Consider the following 21313-nt stretch of genomic DNA (forward strand, 5'->3'; position numbering starts at 1 on the left):
CACCGGGCGGGAGCGGTCGTACAGTGGGGAGAAACGCGTGACGGCGCCATGTGCCGCCGCCGCGCCGGGGCCCGGTGGACCGGGTCCCACCGGCCAGACCAGGACGCGGGTATCGGAGGCCGTGATGGCCGACCCGAAGGGTTTCCTCACCACACCCCGCCGCCTTCCGCCACGCCGCCCCGTGGCCGAGCGGGTGCGGGACTGGGACGAGGTCTACGAGCCGGGCGGACTGCTGCCGATCATCGGTGCCCAGGCGGACCGCTGCATGGACTGCGGGATCCCGTTCTGTCACCAGGGATGCCCGCTGGGCAACCTCATCCCGGAGTGGAACGACCTGGTCTCACGGGACGACTGGGCACGGGCGATCGAGCGGCTGCACGCCACGAACAACTTCCCGGAGTTCACCGGGCGGCTGTGCCCGGCCCCGTGCGAGAGCGCGTGTGTGCTCGCCATCAACCAGCCCGCGGTCACCATCAAGAACGTCGAGGTCACCATAGCCGACCGGGCGTGGGAGAGCGGCCGCGTCCCGCACCGGCCCCCGGAGCGGCTGACCGGCCGGACCGTCGCGGTGATCGGTTCGGGTCCCGCGGGTCTCGCCGCGGCCCAGCAGCTCACCCGGGCGGGGCACACGGTGGCGGTGTACGAACGGGACGACCGGGCGGGTGGTCTGCTGCGCTACGGCATCCCCGCGTTCAAGATGGAGAAGCACCACCTGGACCGGCGGCTGGCCCAGATGAGCGCCGAGGGCACCAAGTTCCGCACCGGGGTGGGGGTCGGCACCGATCTGGACGCCGCCGAGCTGAGATCGCGCTATGACGCCCTGGTGATCGCGGTGGGCGCGCGGGCCTGGCGGGAGCTGCCGGTGCCGGGCCGGGAGCTGGCCGGGATCCACCAGGCGATGGAGTTCCTGCCGATGGCCAACCGGGTCCAGGAGGGCGACTACCTCCGGCCGCCGATCACCGCCGAGCACAAGCACGTCGTCATCGTCGGCGGCGGGGACACCGGCGCCGACTGTCTGGGCACCGTCCTGCGGCAGGGCGCCGCCTCGGTGACCCAGCTGGACATCCACCCCCGGCCGGGCGACGAGCGGGACGAGGGTGAGCCCTGGCCCATCTATCCCAGGATCTACCGGATGTCCGCGGCACACGAGGAGGCGCGGGAGCTCGCCGCCGCCCCGGAGGCGGATGTGGACGCCCGGGTGTTCTCGGCCACCACCGTCCGCTTCGAGGGCACCGCACCGGACGCGACGCGTCCGCACGGCAGTGTCCGGGCGCTGCGGCTGGTCGGGGCGGAGTGCGAGGGGCGGCCGGAGCCGGGCGGCGAACGGGTGCTCCCGGCCGATCTGGTGCTGCTCGCCCTGGGGTTCCGCGGTCCGGAGCACGACGGGCTCTTCGACCAGCTCGGGCTGACGGCCGACGCCCGGGGGAACATCGCCCGGGACGCGGACTTCGACGCCGGGACGGACGGGATCTTCGTGGCCGGGGACGCCGGCCGCGGCCAGTCGCTGATCGTCTGGGCCATCGCCGAGGGGCGGTCGGCCGCGGCGGCCGTGGACCGCTATCTGACGGGGTCCACGACGCTTCCGGCACCGGTCGGAGCGGGCGACCGGCCGCTCACGGCGTAACGCCCCGGCCGCGACCGGGGGCCCGGCACCACCGATGGCGCGATGTCTGCGTGGTGCGGAGCGGCACCCGGAATACTGGCGTCCATGATCTCGCAGCCGCCGCTCACGACCCTCGCCGACGGAGTCCACCTGTGGTCGCCCACACCGAGCACCGGATGGGGGCTGGCCAACTGCGGTCTGATCGTCTCCCCCGACGGCGAGGCCGCCTGGGTGGACACCCCCTACGACCGCCGGATGGCGCTGGACTTCCTGGAGCGCAGCCGGACCCTGCTGCCCGCGGGCGGCCGGATCGGACGGGTGATCGTCACCCATGCCAACGGTGACCACCTCTGGGGCGCGGAGGTGCTGCCGGACGACCCGGAGGTCGTGGCCACCCGTGAGGCGCTCGGCCATATCGCCTGGGAGCCCGCACCACGGCAGTTGCATGCCCTGGTGCACGGCGGCGATCCGGAGACCCCGCTCGGCTGGTATCTCAAGCGCCACTTCGGACGCTTCGACTGGTCCGCCACCGATGTGGTCGAGCCGACCCTGACGTTCACCGGTGAACTCGACCTGCGCATCGGCCAGGTACCGGTCCAGCTCTTCGCCCTGCCCTCCGCGCACACCACCGGCGATCTGATCGCCTATCTGCCGCGCCAGCGCGTGGCGTTCACCGGCGATGTCATCTTCGCCTCCGGCCCGGAGGACCCCGGTGACCACCCGGTGCACTGGGCGGGGCCGCTCGGCCAGGTGATCGCCGCCTGCGAACGGGTGCTGGCCACCGGAGCGGAGATCATCGTCCCCGGCCACGGTCCGGTACTCGGCCCCGAGGGCGTCCGCGCCCATATCCGCTATCTCGAACACCTCCGGGACCGCGCCCACGAGCTGCACTCGACCGGGGTCCCCGCCCTGGACGCGGCCCGCGCGCTCATCGCCGAGAACACCTTTCCGCTGCTGGGCCTGGCCGAGCGCATGGTCATCACGGTGGCCACCGAATACCGCCACCTCGAAGGCGCGGCGGACGGTCCGGACATCCTCGCCGTGATGGCCGATCTCGCCCAGGTCGCCTGGGAGCGCCGGGACATGACGGTGGCGGACTGACACCGGCCGTCCCGTCCGACGGGCCGTCCCGGTCGGGTCCGGGCCGCCGTCAGGGGCCGTGGAGTTCGGTCTCCCACGGCTCGAACGGCGGCTCGACCCGGTAGTCCGGGTCGCAGTGGGCGCGGATCCACTGGGCGGCCCGGACCTGCGCCTCTCCGTCGTTCAGCACCTGCCCGTCCTCGTCGACCTCCAGGACGTTGCCGTAGATCGCGAAGACCTGCTCCAGGGCGGAGCCGTACCGGAAGAGGGCCGGCCGGTAGTCGACACCGTCGAGCAGCTCGGTGTCGAGGGTGCCGTTCGCGAGGTAGAAGGCGAAGAACCGGAGCGAGGCACGGACATCGGCAGGAAGGTGTGGCATCCGCCCATCATGCGGGTCCGCCGCGTGGCCCCCGGCCCGGGGGTCCCGACGCCGCGTCGATCACCTCGTCCAGGACATCACGCGAGCGGACCAGATCGCCGATCATCCGGTCGATGCGGTCCCGTTCCCCGACGAGTTCCTCGACCAGCCGCTGGGTGGCGATCTCGGACGGGCCGCCGTCCCCGTCCCGCATACAGGGCAGCAGCCGGGCGATCTTCGCACTGTTCAGCCCCGCGGCCAGCAGCTCCTGGACGTGGACGACCCGGTCGACGGCCCATTCGCCGTACTCGCGGTGGCCACCGGGGGTGCGCTCGGCCCGCAGCAGACCCTGCTGTTCGTAGTAGCGCAGCGAACGCTCGCTCACCCCGCTCCGCCGGGCCAGTTCACCGATGCGCATACCCCGCCTCCCGCACCGCCGCGCGACGTACGGCGACTTGAATCTGACATGGATGTCAGCTTCTACCGTACCGGCATGACCCACACACCAGCGCAGTCCCCGCTCTTCACCCCTGCCCGCCTCGGCCCGCTCCCGCTGCCCAACCGCCTGGTGATGGCACCGCTGACCCGTAACCGGGCCGGAGCCGACGGGGTGCCGGGCACCATGATGACGGCGTACTACGCACAACGCGCCGACGCGGGGCTGATCATCGCCGAGGCGGCCACCCCGAACGCCGTGGGGCAGACCTATCCGAACATCCCCGGGATCCACACCGCCGCGCAGGTGGCCGGCTGGCGGCGGGTGACCGACGCGGTACGGGCCGCCGGTGGCCGGATGTTCCTGCAACTGCAGCACGGGGGACGGGTCGGCCACCCCGATACCCATGGCATGATCCCCGTCGCTCCTTCCCCGGTCCCGCTCCCGGAGACGGTGCACACCCCGCGGGGGCGTCAGCCCGCCGTGGTGCCGCGCGAGATGACCACCGATGACATCCGCGCCACCGTGGCCGACTTCGCCACCGCGGCGCGCAACGCCGTCGACGCCGGGTTCGAGGGCGTCGAGGTGCACTCGGCCAACGGCCACCTCCTCCACCAGTTCCTGTCCCGCAACACCAATCACCGCAGGGACGGCTACGGCGGCCCGGTGTCCGGACTCATCCGCTTCACGGTGGAGGTGGTGCGGGCCGTCACCGGGGCGATCGGCCCGGAGCGGACCGGTCTGCGGGTCTCCCCCGGGAACACCGTCAACAGCATCGAGGAGGGGGACACCGGGGCGATCTACCCGGCGCTGGTCCAGGAGCTGTCGGAAGCCGGACTGGCCTATCTGCACCTGGTGTTCGCCGACCCCGGCCGGCCGCCCTACCGGGAGATCCGGCGGATATGGCCGGGCACCCTCATCGCCAATCCCGCACTGGGGAAGGGCCCGTTGCCCGCCGACGGCGGCCGTCGCGCGGGCGAGCGGCTGCTGACCGCCGGAGCCGATCTCATCGCGCTCGGCCGCGCGTTCATCGCCAACCCCGATCTGGTGACACGGCTGCGCCTCGGCGCTCCCCTCAATCCGGTGCGGGACCGCTACGCGATGTACACGGGGGGCGCGACCGGCTACCTCGACTACCCGACGCTCGCCACCACTCCGGGCGACACCATGTCACCGTGCGGTGTGGCGCCCTGAACCGGGTGGCGGACACCGAGGACACCCTCCGGGGCCGGACTCCCGTTGTCGTACCCCGCCGATAACGTATGTGGTGCGGGGGAAGAAGACAGGCCACCTGCCGAGGGAGCGTCATGCTCCCCGGCCGGTCGGTCCTGTCCTGGTTCCCCGCGCCCTGTGAGTGCCGAGGAGAGGACCAGGCCAGATGACCGGTTTGCCGCACCGACCCGCGTTCGGGCCGCTGCTCGACCGCGGCCGTCCGCAGGACGTGGGGGCGCTGCTCGAACGGACACCGGATCTGCTGAAGCCGGTGGTGACCTCGGGCGAGCGGATCCCGGCGGCGCTGGTGGACGCGGTGGTGGCCGACGGCGGGCGGTGGCTGGAGCTGCTGGCCGGGAACCACGACGCGACCGCGGCCGATCCGGCGCTGCGGGCGCGGCTCGCGGCGTCCGGGCATCCGCTGGTGGCGGCCCGGGCGGTCCATGACGACGCCTGGACACTCACCGAGCTGCGCACCCTGCTGGCGGCGGCGGACCCGGCCGACCGCCTCTGGTTCGACAAGCCGGGCCCGGCGGCCGGGCTGCTGATGGTGCGTCCTTCCCCGGCCGGTCACCGGCGGCTCGCCCTGCGGGCCGCGGTGGTCTCCCCGTTCCCCGATGTGGTGGCGCACGCGCTGGACACCCTGCTGCCCGTCGGGGCGCTGACGCGTGGCGAGTCGCTGCGGGGCCTGCTCTCCGTCGTCACCCACGGCGGCCCGGCCCGGCTGGCGGAGCTGCTGGACACGAGAGGCCCGGAGGACGGGGAGACCGTCCGGCTGGGCCGCGCCGCCGTGGCCGGTCCGGAGGGTGTGGAGGCGCTGCGCGCCGCCGTGGCGGCCGCCGAGGGTCCGGCCGGACTGCTGGACGAGGTCTACGGCCCGGCGGAGAGCGTGCCGGAGGCACTGGGGCTGCGCACCGGACTGGACTGGGCGGGCCTGGTGCGCGCGCACCGCTCCCGGCCGCTGGCACCGGGCGTGGTGGCCGCGCTCATCACCAGGGACGAGTGCCCCGCCGAGGCACTGCCGGTGCTGTGCGCGGGACACCCCGACGCCGCGAAGCTGCTGACGGACCTCGGCCGGCCGGTGCCGCTCACCGTGCTCGACGCGCTGCCCGCCAAGGACACCCGGAAGCTGCTCCCTGTGCTGGTGCGCGAGGGGCTCGGCCGGACCGTGTCCGCCGATGATCTGCTGGGGCTGCGCCCGGCGATGGCGGCGCTGGCCCCGGTCCTCCCGGTGACGGCGACCCGTGAAGGGCGGGAGCGGGCCGCGGAGTTGACGGGGAAGCTCACGGCCCTGGTGGCGGAGAAGCTGGGCGACCAGGTGGCCGCCTGGCGTGTGGTGCGGGCGCGTCTCGCCCGGTTCCGGGGCACCGTGGCCGAGTTGCTGGACGACGCCATGGCCAGGGCGGCGCGCGGGGAGGGCGCCGACGAGCCGTGGCCGGAGGCGGCCGGGCGCCCGGCGTTCACCGAGGCGGTGACACCCAAGGGCGCCCGTGCGGCGTTCCTGATGCTGCTCGACGCCGCCGACACCGCGGCCCAGTGGCGTCTGCTGCCGCATCTGGACGCCCGTACCGCCTACGACCTGCTGGTGCTCGGCCGGTGGCGGGCCGAGTGGCTGGACCGGGCGCTGGCCGCCGGGGGACACGAGGAGCGGGTGCTGCTCGCCCGCCGCCGGGACCTTCCGGCGGAAGCGGTGACGGCGCTCGCGGCCCTGGACGATCCGGCGGTCAACGCGGGCCTGGTCTATCAGCGCACGGCCACCTGGGAGCAGCGGCTGGCGCTGGTCACCGGCAAGCCGTTCACACCGGGACGGACCGGGCGGCTGCCGGTCGACGAGGCGCTCCGCGCGGACCTGGAGCGCAGCACCCGCCGGGACCAGAAGGTGTGGTTCGCACCCTGGACCGCCAGTGGCGACCCGTGGATGACCGAATGGGTGCTGGCGCGGGTCGCGCTGAACTCCCTGCACCTCCAGTGGCGGTTCGCGCTCGGCCTGTGGGAGCGGCAGGGTCCGGAGAAGGTCGCGGAGCACCTTCCGGGCTGGTTCCGGCCCACCGTGTGCGACACGGTCGCGGAGCTGCTGGCGGACCCCGACCGGGATGCTGCGCTGGAGCGGCTGCGGGAGCTGGCGCGGAAGGCCGGTTCGGCCAAGCAGCTCGCTGGACGGCTCCGCCATCCGATGATCGACCGCGCGCTGGACTGGCTGCTGGCCGAGGGCTTCGTCTGGGACTGGGACACCCTGCTCGCCGAGCATCTGCGAGCCCCGCTGCCCGCCTACTACCTCTCGGAGCTGACCGAACTCGACGGCTGCCCGGAGCTGTTGCGGCTCGCGGTCGGACGGATGTCCCGGTCGGAGCAGACCGCCTACCGGAAGCTGGCGGAGGGCGGTGACCCCGCACGGGTACTGGCCAAGGCCACCCTCTCCACACCGGACGACGGGGTGTCCTGGGTGGAGCTGGCGATCCGGCGGGATCTGCTCACCCGTGCCGAGGTGGTGCACAGCGCCAAGCCCGCACGCTCGGTGCTGACCCTGGTGGACGAGGCGGAGCGGCGGGGCGAGGCGGACGGCGGCGGGAAGCAGGTGGAGGCGCTGGTCCATGAGCACCTGGACGGCGGGGCGGAGGCATGGACGCTGGTGCTGCGTCTGCTGCCGGATTTCACCGGCACCCTCCCCGAGCTGCTGCGGACCGCGGCCCTGGCCGCCCTCGCCCCCGCCGGGGCCGGAGCCGGCCGGGAGGGCGCGGTATGACGCAGGTGGCGGGGCGGAGCCGGCACACCCCGGCGCGCCCGGTGGTGGACTTGGCCGACCGGCGGGCCCTGCTGGCCTGTCAGGTGGACGATCCGGAGGTGGCGGAGGAGGGCCGCAGACTCAAGGAGGCGGCGCTGCTGGACTTCGGGGTCAAGGACAGCGTGGTGTCCTCCTGGCTGTTCGCCAAGTGTCACCACCAGATCCCCACCGCGGCGGTGGACACCGCGGCGGTGGTGGCCACCGGCGACGGCACCTGTCTGCTGCTGTACAACCCCGCGTTCTTCGTGGCCATCGGGGCCGGTGGAGTGCGGTTCGTACTGTTCCACGAGGCGCGGCATCTGATCCACCGCCATCTGTACGTGGAGGAGGAGCTGCGGGCCGATCCGGTCTTCGATCTGGCCGCGGAGGTGGCGATCAACCATGTGGTGCTGATCCGGCTGGGGCGTACCGAGCTGCCGACTCGCGCGGTGCCGGACGGCTCGGGAGGCACCCGGCGGGAGCCGGTGGGGGTCGATCCGCGCGAGGTGCACCGGATGTACCAGGAGGACCTGCGGGAGCAGGGTCTCCAGCCGCTGTCCTACGAGGACTTCACCGTGACGGACCTGACGGTCTACGGAGAGCTGAAGCGGATGCGCAACCCTCCGGTGCCCCCGGTGATGTGCGTCCACCTGGGCACGGACGGCGACGGGACGGGACGTGTGCCGATGGACCCGGAGACGGTGTCCTCGGTGGTGGAGGAGACACTGGCCGAACTGATGCGCCGGGCGCTGCGCGGCGAGGAGCTCGCCCGTGAGGAGCTGCTGAGCCTGGCGGACCGCAGCACGGACGGCGGCAAGCGGCTGGAGCGGATGTGGGGCCGGATGGGGCTCGGGGCGCTGCGCGGGGAGACCCAGCGGACCCGCCGGGTGGAGTGGTGGCGGCGCTGGCTCCACGATGTGCTGGCCTCCAAGCTGCGGGAGGGCGAGCGGCTGGTCTACCCGAAGAAGCAGGGCGCGGTGCTGCTCGCGCTGGGCCATGACCCGATGCTGTCCCGGCGCGGCGCCGAGCGCACCAAGGTGGTGGTCGTGGCGCTGGACACCTCGGCATCGATGCCCCAGGAGGTGGTCGAGTGGATCACCTCGCTGGTGGGCCGGACCGAAGGGGTGGAGAGCCACTGGCTGAGCTTCGACGGGACGGTGATGCCCTTCGTTCCCGGGGAGCGGGTGCACGGCGGAGGCGGCACCAGCTTCCAGTCGGTCGTGGACTACGTGGAGGGGCGGCTCCCGGTGAACGGACGCCGGTTCGAGGAGCGGGCCGACGCGGTGATCATGGTCACCGACGGCTACGCCCCCACCGTCACCCCGGAGCGTCCGGACCGGTGGATCTGGCTCATCACCGACGGCGGCGACGACTGGCCGGAGCGGCATGACCCGCCGATGGCCTGCCATCGCGTGGTCACCGGCGACGGCTGAACCTGCACGACCAGAACACTTCCCCGCGGCCGGGCGCCCGGGGTCGGCGAACAACGAACGACCGGAACGGGATGAGGGATCAGGCCACCGTGAGCAGTGTGGACACCACGACACCCGCGGGGGACGCGGCGACGGATCAGCGGCGGTCGGCGGGGCGGCGGACCACCGGCACCGGGTCACGGACCACCGATGCGAAGACCACCGGCGCCACGGGCGCCGGGGGCGGGAGCGGCAGGCGTGGCGCGCCGCGCTCCGACGGCGCCCGGACCGGCTGGCGGGCCACCGCCACCTACCCCGAACCGCCCCGGCGGACCGGTGCGGCCAAGGGCGGGCCCCGTCTCGAGCGGTTCATCAGCGCCATGATCACCATGGGGCAGACCGGGCAGGTCTTCGGTGAGCACGGCATCGGGAAGACATCGACGTTCCTGTCGCACATCCCGCGGGCGCATCCGGGCACCGAGGTCGTCCTGGTCCCCGCGGCCAATCTGACCCCGGACGACCTGCTGGTCAACGCGCCCGTCCGGGACGAGCGCACCGGGGAGCTGGTCCTCATCCAGCTCATCATGCGTCAGCTCACCCCGGGCAGGCCCTTCGTGCTGCTGATCGACGACTCGTTGCAGGCCGGGGAGACCATCCAGTCGCAGCTGATGCAGATCGCGTGCAACTGGACGCTGGGCGAACACGATCTGCGCGCGCTGGGCTGTGTCGGGGTCTTCCTCGCCGACAACGAGTCGCTGGCCGAGACCAGCGCTCGCCGCAGCGATCTGGCCGTCCTGGACCGGATGGTCACCCTGCGGATCACGGCCAATGACACCGCCTGGCGGGAGAAGCTGGCCGAGCGCTACGCGGACTGGGACCTGACCGAGGTGTTCCGGGTCTGGGCGGGGCTCTCCCCGTATCTGCGGTCGCTGCTGTCCCCCCGCACCCTCGAGCACATCCTGGACTGCGCCCGCGCCGAGTTCCCGCTCGTCTGGGGACTGCCCCTGGTGAGCGGCGCACGGCTGCGGCTGCGGGACCGCAAGGCCGACGGCACACCGGGACCGGACCGCACCACCGAGCTGCTGGACGCCATCGCCGGTGCGCTGGGCCGCCCCAACCCCGCCTCCGTTCCCGACCCGGTGCGCCGGATCCTGCGCGCCGCGGTCCGGGAGAACTGGTCCGTGCTGCTCCAGGGTCCGCCCGGCTGCGGCAAGACGGAGATCACCAAGGCGGTGGTGCGCGAGGAGACCGGCGCCGATCCGGTGTACTACTCCCTGCCGGTCACCAACGTCGAGGATCTGTGCGTCCCGGTCCCCACCCCCGATGGAACGCTGGACACCCTGCTCAGCCGGTCCCTCACCGGTCCCGAGCCCAAGGTGATCGTCTGGGACGAGTACAACCGGCCCAAGGACAAGGCCACGTTCGCCAAGCTGATGGAGATCACCCAGGAGTGGTCCCTCGCCGGGAGGCCGATCCCGGGGCTGCGCGCCCAGGTCGCGCTCCAGAACCCGCCGTACCATCTGGGCCGCAAGCTGTTGGTGAGCAGCAACAACGTGGCGCAGGCCAGCCGTTTCACGATCAGTTACGAAGTCCGGCCGGAGGACATACCCGCCAATGAGTGGCTGATCTCCACCTACGGGGAGGTGGCGGAGACGGTGCTCGACTGGTGGAAGAACGACATCGACGACGAGGGCCGGGACTGGATCACCAAGCGCACCCTGGAACGGCTGATCAAACTGCATCTGGCCGAACAGCCCCTGGAGACAGGGCTGATCTACCTCGGCGAGGGCGAGTACGCCCCGGTGCCGCTGTCCCGGCTCGAGGCCCGGCTCGCCGACGACGCCGCGCAACGGGTCATCGGGCTGCGGGAGATCGCCCGGGAGGTCGACCGCTGGGAAGCCCGGCTGGCCGCGGCGTCCGAGACCTCCGCCGAGGGCACCAATGACACCGATCTGGTGCACCAGGCATTCGCCAACGCCGAGGTGTCCCAGCTGAAGCGGCATGCCGAGGCGGTCGCACGGCTGCTGCGCCATCTGCCGCCCAAGCTGCGCGCCACCCATCTGGTCGGCCAGACCCCGGAGCGGCAGCGCTTCTGGGTCGCCGCCCTGGCGCGGATGGCCGAGCTGGGCACCGACTGACCGGGCCCGTCTCCCGCACTCCCCCACCCCTCACCTCTCCTCCTTCCCGTCCTCCGTCAGGACGGGAAGGAGACCGGACGATCGGAGCACCCCCGGCGTGGCGCCTCTCCCCGAAGCCGTACTGTCGGCCGTCCTCGGACTGGCCGGACGATCCCTCGCGCCCGGCCTGATGGCACGGTTGCGAGAGGAGGCCATCGCCGTGCTCCGCTCCGCGGTGCCCCTGCCCGGTCATGTGGTGAACCAGGTGATCGCCTCCGGCGACCGCGAGCTGCTGGTGGCCCTGGCCGAAGGAGCTCGTACCCGCCAGGTGCCGGTGCTGCTGCGGCTCGCGGCGCTGGGCGATCCCCGGGTGGCCCGGGCGCTCTACCGGCAGCGGCTACGCCATGACCTGGAGCAGGAGCTGCGCCGCGCGGTGCTCGCGGGCGCCGCGCGTCGCCTGGACGACCCCGGGTGGCACGCCCCCGACGGTCTGGTGAACGCCCTGCTGATCAACCCTCTGCCCCCTGATCTCATCCCGGCGCTCGGGGCCCCCTTCCCCGAGGTGGTGCGGCACGCCGTGGAGCTGGTCGGCGTCCAGGCCGGATTCCCCGGCCAGCTCGAGGCCTGTCGCGCGGTGCTGCGGTACGGAGGAGTGGACGAGCTCACCACCCTGGCCGCACTGCCCGCCCTGCGACCGGAGGTGGCGGAGCTGGCACGGCGGGCGGTGGCCGCACCGGACCCGGCCGCCGTACTGGATGCCTTCTCACTGGACCGGGCGGGCCGCCCCGCGGGCGCACCGGCCCTCATCGGCGAGGAGTTGGTGCGGCACCTGAGGGAGACGACGAGCCGGGCCCAGGTGTTCGCGCTGGACGGGGTCGACGTCGACTGGGAAGGGGTTCTGGCCGAACAGCGGGATGTGCCCTTCCCACCCGGGGCACTGGCCACCCTGGCCTCCCGCCCGGACTGTCCGGGAGAGCTGGTGAGGGCGGCGTACCGGGCATGCCGGGGATGGGCCGAGCAACCCCGCATCTCCTGGGCGCTGTTGCGCGCCATCGACTGGGCGGACGACCCCGCACCGCACGATCTGCCGCGGCTGCTCGAGCGCGGTGTCACCGACGGACGCTATCCGGCCGACGGCGTGCTGGCGGAGGTCCGGCCCGCCCGACTGGTGCTGACCGGGCTCCCCTTCCAGAAGGAGACGGTCCGTGCAGCGACGGCGGAACTGGTCCGCCCGCTCGGGGCGGACTTCGCCACCTGGCGCGCGCTGTACACGCTGCTGCCCCGGTTCGACGGCACGGCCACGGAGCTGGTGGCCGCGGCGGTGGCGCAGTCGGGCAGGCACCGGGGCAAGAGCTGGCCCCGGCCGCTGGGCCCCGAGTTCCCCGCCAAGCACCCCGAGGGCAGCCGTGCGGCCTTCCTCCACCTGCTCGCGCAGGCGTCGGAGGACGTCCGGTCGGCGCTGGTGGAGCATCTGGACCTCCGGTCCGTACAGCACATGCTGCTCTTCCACCCGCCGTCGCCCGTCATCCGCGACCGCGTGGTCGCGCTCCACGGCCGGTCGGTGCTGGCCGCCGTGGCGTCGCGCTGGGACCTGCCCGCGGAGCGGATCCGGGAGCTGATCGTGCTGGACGACCCCGAGATCAACACTTGTCTCTACGTCCACACCGATCTGACCGACGAGCAGCGCAGGGGCATCCTCGCGGGCAGGCGCTTCGGGACGGACGGGGAGCCGAAACCACTGGCGATCACCGACGAGCTGGTCCAGGAGCTCGAGGCCAGCGGACGCCGCCACTGGCTGCTGCCCATCACCGAGTCCGGCGACCCCCGGCTGGCCCGGATCCTGCTGGGCAAGGTCAGACTGCACACGCTCGCCGCGCAGTTGCTGCTCCTGGTCCGGGTCTGGGAGGAGCACGGCGCACCGGAGGTGGCGGCGCTGCTGGACGAGACCGAGTTCGGCGGCCGCGCGCGGCGCCGGCATCCGCTGCCCGCCACCGTGCACGAGCTGACCCGGAAGGCGCTGGAGTCACCGGACGGTCTGGCCGTGCTGCGCGAGGAGTTGACCCGCGAGCGGACACCCGCCACCTTGGCCGGGCTCCTCCGCGAGCTGAACGAGGGGAGCGCCGTACCGGTCGACACGGCGCTGGACCGGCTGGCCGAGGAACTCGGCCCCGCCTGGGAAGGACTGACCGCGGAGCACGACCGGGATCCGCTGCCGGACGACGTCCTCGTCCAGCTCGCGGGACGGGAGAACTGCCCGGAGGAACTGCGCCGCCACGGCACCCCGGCCCAGCTCCGGCTGCGGCACCACGCGCATCCGGATGAGCGCACCGGCCCCCGCCCCGGCGCCCTGGAACTGCTGCGTCACCACCCGCTCCCCCGCTACGCACCGGACGCATGGCTCGCCCTGGCACTCGACCATCAGCAGCTGTCCCTGCTGGACGTGGTGCGCGAGGGACGTCCCGCGCTGATCGCCGCGCACTGTCTGACCTGCCGGGCGTCGGCGGCACCGGACCGGGCGAACGTTCCGGCGTTCCGGGAGCTGAAGGAGCTGGCCGCCACCCATCTGGGTGATGATCCGGAGACCTGGGCGGTGGCGCTGCGGCTGCTGCCCGACTTCTCCGGCACCCTCCCGGAGCTGCTGGCCACCGCCGCCCTGGTCGTCACCTGACGCCCGGCCGACGTCTGGCCCCGAGCCCGGTTTCACATGAAACCACTCTGCATATCCTCATACATCACAGGAAACGGGGCCGCTCCGCTCACATGTTGACCATGTGTCCCGCCAGTCCGTGGACCGCTTCCTTGACGGCCTCGCTGAGGGTGGGATGGGCGTGGATATTGCGGGCCACCTCGTGCACGGTCAGATCCCACTGCTGCGCGAGGGTCAGTTCCGGGAGCAGCTCGGTGACCTCGGGGCCGATGAGATGGCCACCGAGCAGCTCACCGTGGCGGCCGTCGCTGATGAGCTTCACGAAGCCGACGGGTTCGCCCAGCCCATGGGCCTTGCCGTTGGCGCTGAACGGGAACTTGGCCACCCGGACGTCGAAGCCGCGCTCCCGGGCCTGGGCCTCGGTCCAGCCGAAGCTGGCGATCTGCGGCTGGCAGAAGGTGGCGCGCGGGATCATGACGTAGTCCAGCTCCATGGTCTCCGCCCCGGCGATGGTCTCGGCCGCGACGATGCCCATGGCCTCGGCCGCGTGCGCGAGCATCAGCTTGGCGGTGACGTCCCCGACCGCGAAGATATGCGGCACGCTGGTGCGGCAGCGGCCGTCGACGTCGATCGCGCCGCGCTCGGTGAGCCGGACCCCGGTGTGCTCCAGACCGTAGCCCTCGACCCGGGGGCGGAAGCCGATCGCCTGGAGCACCTTCCCGGCCTGGAGGGTCTGCCGCTGGCCACCGGTGGTGACCATGACCTTCACGGCGGGACCCGAGTCGTTGATCGCCTCGACCCGGGTGGAGGTCAGGACGTGGATGCCCAGCTTGCGATAGCGGCGCGCCAGCTCGGCCGAGACCTCCTCGTCCTCCAGCGGCACGATCCGGTCCAGGAACTCCACCAGCGTCACCTGCACCCCGTAGCTGTGCATGATGTAGGCGAACTCCACGCCGATGGCGCCCGCGCCCGCGATCAGCACACTGCCGGGCAGGTCCGGGGAGAGGATCTGCTCCTCGTAGGTCACCACGCGCTCGCTGAGCGAGGTACCGGGCAGCAGATTGGTGCCGGCCCCGGCGGCGATCACGCAGTGGTCGAAGCTCAGGTTCTCCACACGGCCGTCGGCGAGGGCGACCCGCATCGTATGGGGGCCGGTGAAGCTGCCCCGACCGTCGTACTGGGTGATCTTGTTCTTCTTCATCAGGTAGTGGATGCCGCGCACCCGGCCGTCCGCCACCTTCCGGCTGCGTTCGAACGCCGCCCGGTAGTCCAGTGTCACATCGCCGGTCAGCCGGAACCCGAAGGTTGCCGCCTCATGGGTGAACAGATGGGCGAGCTCCGCATTGCGCAGCAGCGCCTTGGACGGGATGCAGCCCACGTTCAGACAGACGCCGCCCCAGTACCGCTCCTCCACGATGGCCGCGGTCAGACCGAGCTGAGCGGCACGGATGGCCGCGACATAGCCGCCCGATCCCGCCCCCAGGATCACGACGTCGAAATGTGCGCTCATGCGTCGCACCTTAGACATTAGAGTCGGAGTATGGCTTCTGATGAGGGGTCCGTACGGGTGGACAGCTGGATCTGGTCCGTGCGGCTCACCAAGACGCGTTCGATGGCCGCCTCGGCCTGCCGCGCCGGTCATGTGCGCGTCAATGGCGAGCGGGTCAAGCCCGCCCAGGCGGTGCGCGCCGGGGACGAGGTACGGCTGCGCCAGGGCGGACGGGACCGGGTCGTGGTGGTCTCGCGCGTGGTGCGCAAGCGGGTCGGGGCGCCCGTGGCGGTGGAGTGCTACGTGGACAACAGTCCACCGCCGCCACCACGCGAGCACGCGGTGCAGATCGGACTGCGCGACCGGGGCACCGGACGGCCGACCAAGCGTGACCGCCGGGAGATGGAGCGGCTGCGCGGGCTGTGAGGCGCGCGGGAGGACCGTCGCCCCCGCTTACGGGCCGGGGCGGCTCGTCCGGCATGCGCCGGACGGGTTCAGTCCGCGGTGATCAGCACCGGTCCGCCGTACGGGTCGGCCGCGACGATCCAGTCGGTGGGGAGGTGGAGCGGCCGGGCGGGTGCCACGGTGCGCAGCACCCGCCGCCGGTACAGCGTCCGGCCGTCCTGGCGGACGGTGAGGGCCGGCCGGGTCAGGAAGGCGGCGGTGCGCAGGGTGAACCGCTCCAGCGGCGGACGGGGGCCGTCGGGGTCGATGCGGTTGGGGGCGATCCAGCGCAGGGGCGCGGCGACGCGCACCGGCAGCGGATCCGCGGGCCACGGTGCGTCGGCCAGATGGCGCAGGACGGGTCCGGCCGCGAACCGGCCGTCCAGGGCGGCCACATCGGCCGTCTCGACGGGGTGCAGCAGGTTGCCCACGGCGAACACCCCGGGCTCCGCGGTGCGGAACCCGGTGTCCACGGCGGGGCCGCGGGTGCCGTGGTCGAGGGCGATTCCGGCGCTCCGGGCCAGTTCATGGTCGGGGATCCAGTCGCCGGTGAACACCACGGTGTCACCGGGGATGACCGCGGTCCTGCCGTCGCGGTGGCGTACCCGCACCCCCTCCAGCCGTCCCCGTCCGGTCAGTCCGGTCACCGTGGTGTCGGTGAGCAGCGGGAAGGGGTGGCGCAGCCGGGCGCCGAGGTCGAACGCGCGGAAGGTCTGGTGGCTCGGGAGGTCGGTGACCATCGCCGCCACCTCCGCCCCGGCGTGACGGAGGGTGAGGACGGCGGAGTAGCTGATGTGTTCGGCGCCGATCACCACCGCGCGACGGCCCACGGGTCGGCGGTGTCCGTGGACGGCCCGCTGGAGCTGGCCGGTGGTGAGCACCCCCGCGGGCCGGTCTCCGGGCACCAGCCGGGCCGCGCGCGGGCGTTCTCGGGCGCCGGTGGCGAGGACCACGGCCCGCGCGGTGATCCGCTCCAGACCGCCGGGGCCGGTGGTGTCCAGGGTGCGCGGGCCCGCCCAGCCGGTGGCGGTGACACCGGTGCGCAGGGCGACCCCGGCGCGCAGGGCGGTGGCGATGAGGTGGCGGGCGTAGTCCGGGCCGCTCATGAGCCGACGCAGGTCCCGCAGGCCGAATCCGGTGTGGTGGCAGTGGCGGGGGACACCGCCCGCGTGACGTTCGCGGTCCAGTACCTCCACGCCCGCCCCCGCGGCGGCCAGCCGGGCGGCGACGGCGAGTCCGGCGGGTCCCGCACCGACCACCAGCACGTCGACCGTGCGCGGGCGGCGGCCGGGCGCGGCGGTGGGCTCGGAGTCGGCCGGGGTGGTCATCGCCGGACCTCCACGGACGGTGTGCCGGACGCGCCGTGCCCGTCGAACTGGGCGCGTACCTCGGCTCCGCAGGAGAAGCCCTGGCAGCGGCCGCCCAGCGCACGGGTGCGGCGCTGGAGGCCGCCGAGGGAGCCGGGCGGCACGGTGCTGGTGAGCGCGTCGCGGATCTCACCGCGGGTGACGCGTTCGCAGTGGCAGACGATCGTGCCGTAGGCGGGGTCGGCGGCGATGAGTTCGGCCCGCTGGTAGGGACGCGGGAACGCCTCGCCGAGGTTGGGCATCCGTACCGGTTCGAGGTCCCGCGCCGGGCCGGTGTCCAGACCGCATCCGGTGAGGAGTCCGGCCACATGGGCGGCGATCGCCAGGGAGGCGGTCAGTCCGGTGGAGCGGATACCGCCGACGGACACATAGCGCTGGGCGGGGTGGGCGCGGATCCGGTAGTCGCCGTGTTCGGTGGCGGCGCGCAGTCCGGCGTAGACCGCCGTGATCTCCTCGTCCAGCAGCTCGGGCATGATCCGCGCGCCCTTCTCGCGGAGGAGGGCGAGCCCTTCGACCGTCGAACCGGTGGCGCGCTTGTCGTGCAGGTCCTCGGCGGTGGGGCCGAGCATCACATTGCCGTAGACGGTCGGCGCGACGAGCACCCCCTTGCCGAGGGCCGTGGGCACAGGCAGCAGGATGCTGTTCACCAGGCCGCGGGCGAACTTGTCGAAGACGATGAGCTGGCCGCGGCGCGGGGTCACCGTGAAGTCGGTGTGGCCGAGCAGCCGGTCGATCGTATCCGCGTACAGGCCCGCCGCGTTGACCAGGTGGCGGGTACGCAGCGGACCACGGGTGGTGACCACCCGGTGGGGATCGCCGGGCACGATGTCCCGTACCGCGGAGTGCAGATGGAGGTGGACACCGGACCGCACCGCCTGCGTGGCGTAGGCGAGGGTGGTCGTCCAGGGGCAGATGATGCTCTCGCCGGGGACGTCGAGGGCGCCCAGGGCACCCGGTCCCAGACGCGGTTCCCGGGCGTAGACCGCGTCGGTACCGAGGATCCGGGTCTGGTGGTAGCCGTTGCGCGCGGCCTTGTCGGCGAGCGCCGGGAGCGCGGCGAGCTGTTCGGTGTCCCAAGCCACCAGGAGGGCGCCGAGTGGCTCGACCGGGATGCCCGTCTCGGCGGCGTAGGCGTTGAGCCGGTGGTAGCCGTCGCGCACCAGCCGGGCTTCGAGGGTGTCGGGGGTGGCGTCGAAACCGGTGTGCAGAATCGCCGTGTTGGCCTTCGAGGTGCCGTCGCCGACATCGTCGGACGCTTCGATGAGCGCGATCCGCAGCCGGTGTCCGGCCAGTTCGCGGGCGATGGCGGTGCCGACCACCCCGGCGCCGACGATGGCCACGTCGTAGACCTCGTCCGGGAGGTTCCCCGTGGTCGTGACGGTCATGCTGGTCCTTGCTCGCTTCCTCGCGGCGGCGGGTGTTCGCATGCGGGTGCGGGTCACCGGCGGTCCGGTGGCGATCTCATCCGGCACCGGGCGCGGTGGCCGGTGGTACGGGGTCCGGCAGCGCGGCCACGGCAGCGCGGAACCGCGCCAGCCGCTCGGCGGCCCGGTCGGGGCCGATCCGCGGCTCGTACACGGCCGACGGTTCCCAGGCCGGGACGGCCCGTTCGACCTCGAGACCGGGGTCGAGTCCCAGCCGGGCGGCGGCGGCCACGCCCAGCGCGGTGACATCGGGCAGCGCGGACACCTCGACGGGGCGTTGCAGCAGATCGGCCTGGGTCTGCATCAGGAGGGCCGAACGGGTCAGCCCGCCGTCCACCCGGAGGCTCGTCAGGGGCGCGCCCAGATCGGCGGAGGCGGCGGTGGCGATCTCGGCGACCTGGGCGGCGATGCCCTCGCACAGGGCGCGCACCAGATGGCCCGCGGTGGTGTCCAGACCCAGTCCGGTGAGCGATCCCCGTGCGTCACCGCGCCACCAGGGCGCGGCGAGTCCGGCCAGCGCGGGGACGAAGGTGACTCCCCCGGTGTCCGGCACGCTCGTGCCCACCGGATCGAGGTCCCCGGGGCCGCCGATGACACCCAGGTCGGTGAGCCAGCGCACCGCGGAGGCGGCGGTGTACACCTGTCCGTCCAGGCAGTAGCTGGTGCGCCCGCGGAGCCGCCACGCCACACAGCTCACCAGGCCGTGGCTGCCGCGCCGGGGCCGGGGACCGGTCTGGGCGAGGAGGAACGCGCCGGTGCCGTAGGTGCACTTGGCGGTACCCGCCCGGGTCACCCGCTGGGCCAGCAGGGCAGCCTGCTGGTCGACGAGCAGTCCGGTGAGCGGGAGCTCACCGCCGAAGGCGGTGGTGGTGCCGACCGCGGTGTCGGAGTCGACGACGCGCGGCAGCCGCTCGGCGCTCAGTCCGAAGAGGTCCAGGGCCTTCGGGGACCACTCCACCCGGTCCAGGTCGAGCAGTTGGGTGCGGCCCGCGGTGGCGGCGTCGGTGACGAACGCGCCGGTGAGCCGGTGGACCAGCCAGACATCGCTGGTCGTGACCACGCCCTCGCCGGTGAGATGGCGGCGGATCCACGCCATCTTGGGGGCCGCGAAGTACGGGTCGAGCGGCAGTCCGGTCAGTTCGCGCAGGGTGTCCGCATGGGGCGCAAGTCCGGCGCACACCGTCTCGGCCCGCCGGTCCTGCCACACCAGCGCGTCGGTCAGCGGTGTGCCGGTGACGGGGTCCCAGGCGAGCACCGTCTCCCCCTGGTTGGCCAGACCGACCGCCACGACCGGTTCACCCGCGTCGGCCAGTGCCCGGCGTCCGGCGTCGACGACCGAGCCGAACAGCGCGGCGGGATCGGCCTCGACCAGTCCGCCGGGGAGGAAGCGGGGGCGCACGGCGGCGGCACCGGTACCGATCACACCGCGCTCGGGGCAGACGACCAGCGCCTTGGTACCGGAGGTGCCCTGGTCGACGGCGAGCACCGGGCCGTCCGGAGTGACGGCCGGGGCGGCCGCACGGCGCTCTGCTGACGTCATATCCCGTTCTCCACAGGGGAGTTCGCCGATCGCGTTCGCTCGATCGAGACGCGCCGATCGACAGGCCGGTCGAAGGTGGTGATGGAGTGGTGGTCGCGGTGATCGCGCGTACGAGCCTGGTGGCAGCCGCCGGGTGGCGTCAAGGGCACCCGCGAACCGGCGCCATTTCTCCACACCACCGGCCCAGCACGGCCGGACGCGGGAGAGGCGGTCATGTACCGGACACGGACATGCCCTAGGATCCCCCACATCCATCAGACTGCCGAGCACACCCGGAAGCGGGATTCTCGGCGCACCCGGTTTTCATGACGCTCCATCAATTGTCGCTCACGACACGCACCTTCAGCAGGTCCCGTCAGCTCCGCACGAAAGTCATCCGATGGCCGAGGAAGAGTTCCGCCCCGTCTACCACCCGGCGGGTCATGACGACGGGTTGCGCATCGCCCTGCAGGACCTGAGGACCGGCCGCTGGATCTCGATGCGCAACCTGCTGGCGGAGACTCCGACCTGGGCCCTGTGGACCCAGCGCACCCAGGTGCTGGCCGCGGTGGCCGCCGGATCCACCGTGGTGGACACCTGGCGGGCCGAGGAACCGCGCAGCGTGGCGGCGCTGGTGATGCACACCCGGGTCGTGGTGGAACGGGCGGTGCGCGCCCACCGCGAGGGACACCGGCGCACCCAGGAGCTGTGGCAGGAGGCGTGGGAGTCCTGCCGGATGGCCGCGCACAACTCCGCGGCGGATCCGGTGCCCTGGGTGTGTCTGCTGGCCCTGGCACAGCTCGACACCCGGCAGCGGATGGCGGAGCACCGGGCGGATCCGCCGGGGCCGCTGCTCTTCCCCGGCCCCTGGGGGCTGCTGGCCGAGGCCGACCGGCGCGATCCGTACAACCGCGAGGCGTACCACCGGATGCTCCAGTTCGTGTACATGCGGCGGGCGGGCGGTTCACTCGCCGAGGCGGTCAACTTCGCCCAGTGGGTGGCCTCGGGCGCGCCCGAGGACTCGCCGCTGCACGTCCTGCCGCTGTATGTGCACGTCGAGCGGTACCGGGAGGAGCGCGGTTTCGAGAAGGCACTGGACCTGCACTGGGCCACCGAGGACGCGACCCGGGACGCCAACCGCGCGCTGCACGGGTGGTTCGACCACACGGACCCGACGACGGGGTCCCTGCTGGACCTCAACCATCTGGCGCACGCCCTGTGGGGCGCACTGCAATTCCCGGACGCGGCAAGGGTGTTCGAGGCTCTGGGGCCGTACTTCACCACGCTTCCCTGGGCCTGCCGCACGCCCGACCCCTCGGACCGCGCGCCGGCCGAGGACACCTTTCTGCGCGCCCGGACCCGCTGTCTGGCGGGCGCCCGGGGGCCGAGACCCGGGCCGAACGGCTGAGCGCCACCGCTCGGTCCCTCCACCTTCCGTCGAACG

General features: G+C 73.0%; 15 protein-coding genes. 9 read left to right on the forward strand and 6 right to left on the reverse strand.

All coding sequences use genetic code 11. The annotated features are described in order from the left end of the window. The first annotated feature begins 124 nt into the window (after positions 1-124). Complete coding sequence (locus NMK44_RS28750; protein ID WP_254748456.1) at positions 125-1624, forward strand: glutamate synthase subunit beta; 1500 nt, start codon at positions 125-127, stop codon at positions 1622-1624. 84 nt (positions 1625-1708) lie between these two features. Beyond that, positions 1709-2704: an MBL fold metallo-hydrolase gene (locus NMK44_RS28755; protein WP_254748458.1), complete on the forward strand. Its 996-nt coding sequence runs from the start codon at positions 1709-1711 to the stop codon at positions 2702-2704. 49 nt (positions 2705-2753) lie between these two features. Here the strand turns inward: NMK44_RS28755 and NMK44_RS28760 are convergent, their stop codons facing one another. Both NMK44_RS28760 and NMK44_RS28765 read right to left on the reverse strand, forming a co-directional pair. Continuing rightward, the gene (locus tag NMK44_RS28760; protein ID WP_254748460.1) at positions 2754-3062 is read right to left on the reverse strand and encodes a DUF7677 family protein; all 309 of its coding nucleotides are present in this window, start codon (positions 3060-3062) and stop codon (positions 2754-2756) included. Positions 3063-3069: 7 nt separating this feature from the next. Continuing rightward, a complete protein-coding gene (locus NMK44_RS28765) occupies positions 3070-3459 on the reverse strand; it encodes a MerR family transcriptional regulator (RefSeq protein ID WP_254748462.1) in 390 nt (129 codons plus the stop codon). A 75-nt stretch (positions 3460-3534) separates the two neighbouring features. Between NMK44_RS28765 and NMK44_RS28770 the strand changes: the two genes are divergently transcribed. The 5 genes from NMK44_RS28770 (at position 3535) to NMK44_RS28790 (ending at position 13647) form a co-directional block, all read left to right on the forward strand. Continuing rightward, entirely contained in the window at positions 3535-4671 is a 1137-nt protein-coding gene (locus NMK44_RS28770; protein WP_254748464.1) for an alkene reductase, read from the forward strand. A gap of 184 nt (positions 4672-4855) precedes the next feature. Beyond that, positions 4856-7432, forward strand: coding sequence for a hypothetical protein (locus NMK44_RS28775; protein WP_254748645.1), 2577 nt, complete (start codon positions 4856-4858; stop codon positions 7430-7432). Beyond that, entirely contained in the window at positions 7429-8883 is a 1455-nt protein-coding gene (locus NMK44_RS28780) for a DUF2201 family putative metallopeptidase (RefSeq protein ID WP_254748466.1), read from the forward strand. The genes NMK44_RS28775 and NMK44_RS28780 overlap by 4 nt, the downstream gene beginning before the upstream one ends. 359 nt (positions 8884-9242) lie before the next feature. After that, positions 9243-11000: an ATP-binding protein gene (locus NMK44_RS28785; RefSeq protein WP_254748637.1), complete on the forward strand. Its 1758-nt coding sequence runs from the start codon at positions 9243-9245 to the stop codon at positions 10998-11000. 97 nt (positions 11001-11097) lie between these two features. Continuing rightward, positions 11098-13647 carry a hypothetical protein gene (locus NMK44_RS28790; protein ID WP_254748468.1) on the forward strand — a complete coding sequence of 850 codons (2550 nt, stop codon included), beginning with the start codon at positions 11098-11100 and terminating at the stop codon, positions 13645-13647. Between the two features lie 88 nt (positions 13648-13735). Here NMK44_RS28790 and lpdA read toward each other — a convergent pair whose 3' ends face one another. After that, entirely contained in the window at positions 13736-15136 is a 1401-nt protein-coding gene (gene lpdA / locus NMK44_RS28795; RefSeq protein WP_254748471.1) for a dihydrolipoyl dehydrogenase, read from the reverse strand. Positions 15137-15166: 30 nt separating this feature from the next. Here lpdA and NMK44_RS28800 point away from each other — a divergent pair, with 30 nt between their 5' ends. Then, positions 15167-15541 carry an RNA-binding S4 domain-containing protein gene (locus tag NMK44_RS28800; protein WP_254748473.1) on the forward strand — a complete coding sequence of 125 codons (375 nt, stop codon included), beginning with the start codon at positions 15167-15169 and terminating at the stop codon, positions 15539-15541. A gap of 68 nt (positions 15542-15609) precedes the next feature. Here the strand turns inward: NMK44_RS28800 and NMK44_RS28805 are convergent, their stop codons facing one another. From NMK44_RS28805 to NMK44_RS28815, 3 genes are all read right to left on the reverse strand, one after another. Further along, the gene (locus tag NMK44_RS28805; protein ID WP_254748475.1) at positions 15610-16887 is read right to left on the reverse strand and encodes an NAD(P)/FAD-dependent oxidoreductase; all 1278 of its coding nucleotides are present in this window, start codon (positions 16885-16887) and stop codon (positions 15610-15612) included. Then, entirely contained in the window at positions 16884-18311 is a 1428-nt protein-coding gene (locus NMK44_RS28810) for an NAD(P)/FAD-dependent oxidoreductase (RefSeq protein ID WP_254748477.1), read from the reverse strand. The genes NMK44_RS28805 and NMK44_RS28810 overlap by 4 nt, the downstream gene beginning before the upstream one ends. A gap of 76 nt (positions 18312-18387) precedes the next feature. Next, positions 18388-19890 carry an FGGY family carbohydrate kinase gene (locus NMK44_RS28815; protein WP_254748480.1) on the reverse strand — a complete coding sequence of 501 codons (1503 nt, stop codon included), beginning with the start codon at positions 19888-19890 and terminating at the stop codon, positions 18388-18390. 379 nt (positions 19891-20269) lie between these two features. On the opposite strand from NMK44_RS28815, the gene NMK44_RS28820 reads away from it, so the two are divergent. Further along, complete coding sequence (locus tag NMK44_RS28820; protein ID WP_254748482.1) at positions 20270-21277, forward strand: hypothetical protein; 1008 nt, start codon at positions 20270-20272, stop codon at positions 21275-21277. The last annotated feature ends 36 nt before the right edge of the window (positions 21278-21313 follow it).

The sequence above is a fragment of the Streptomyces cucumeris genome (genome assembly GCF_024295805.1).
Lineage (GTDB): Bacteria > Actinomycetota > Actinomycetes > Streptomycetales > Streptomycetaceae > Streptomyces > Streptomyces cucumeris.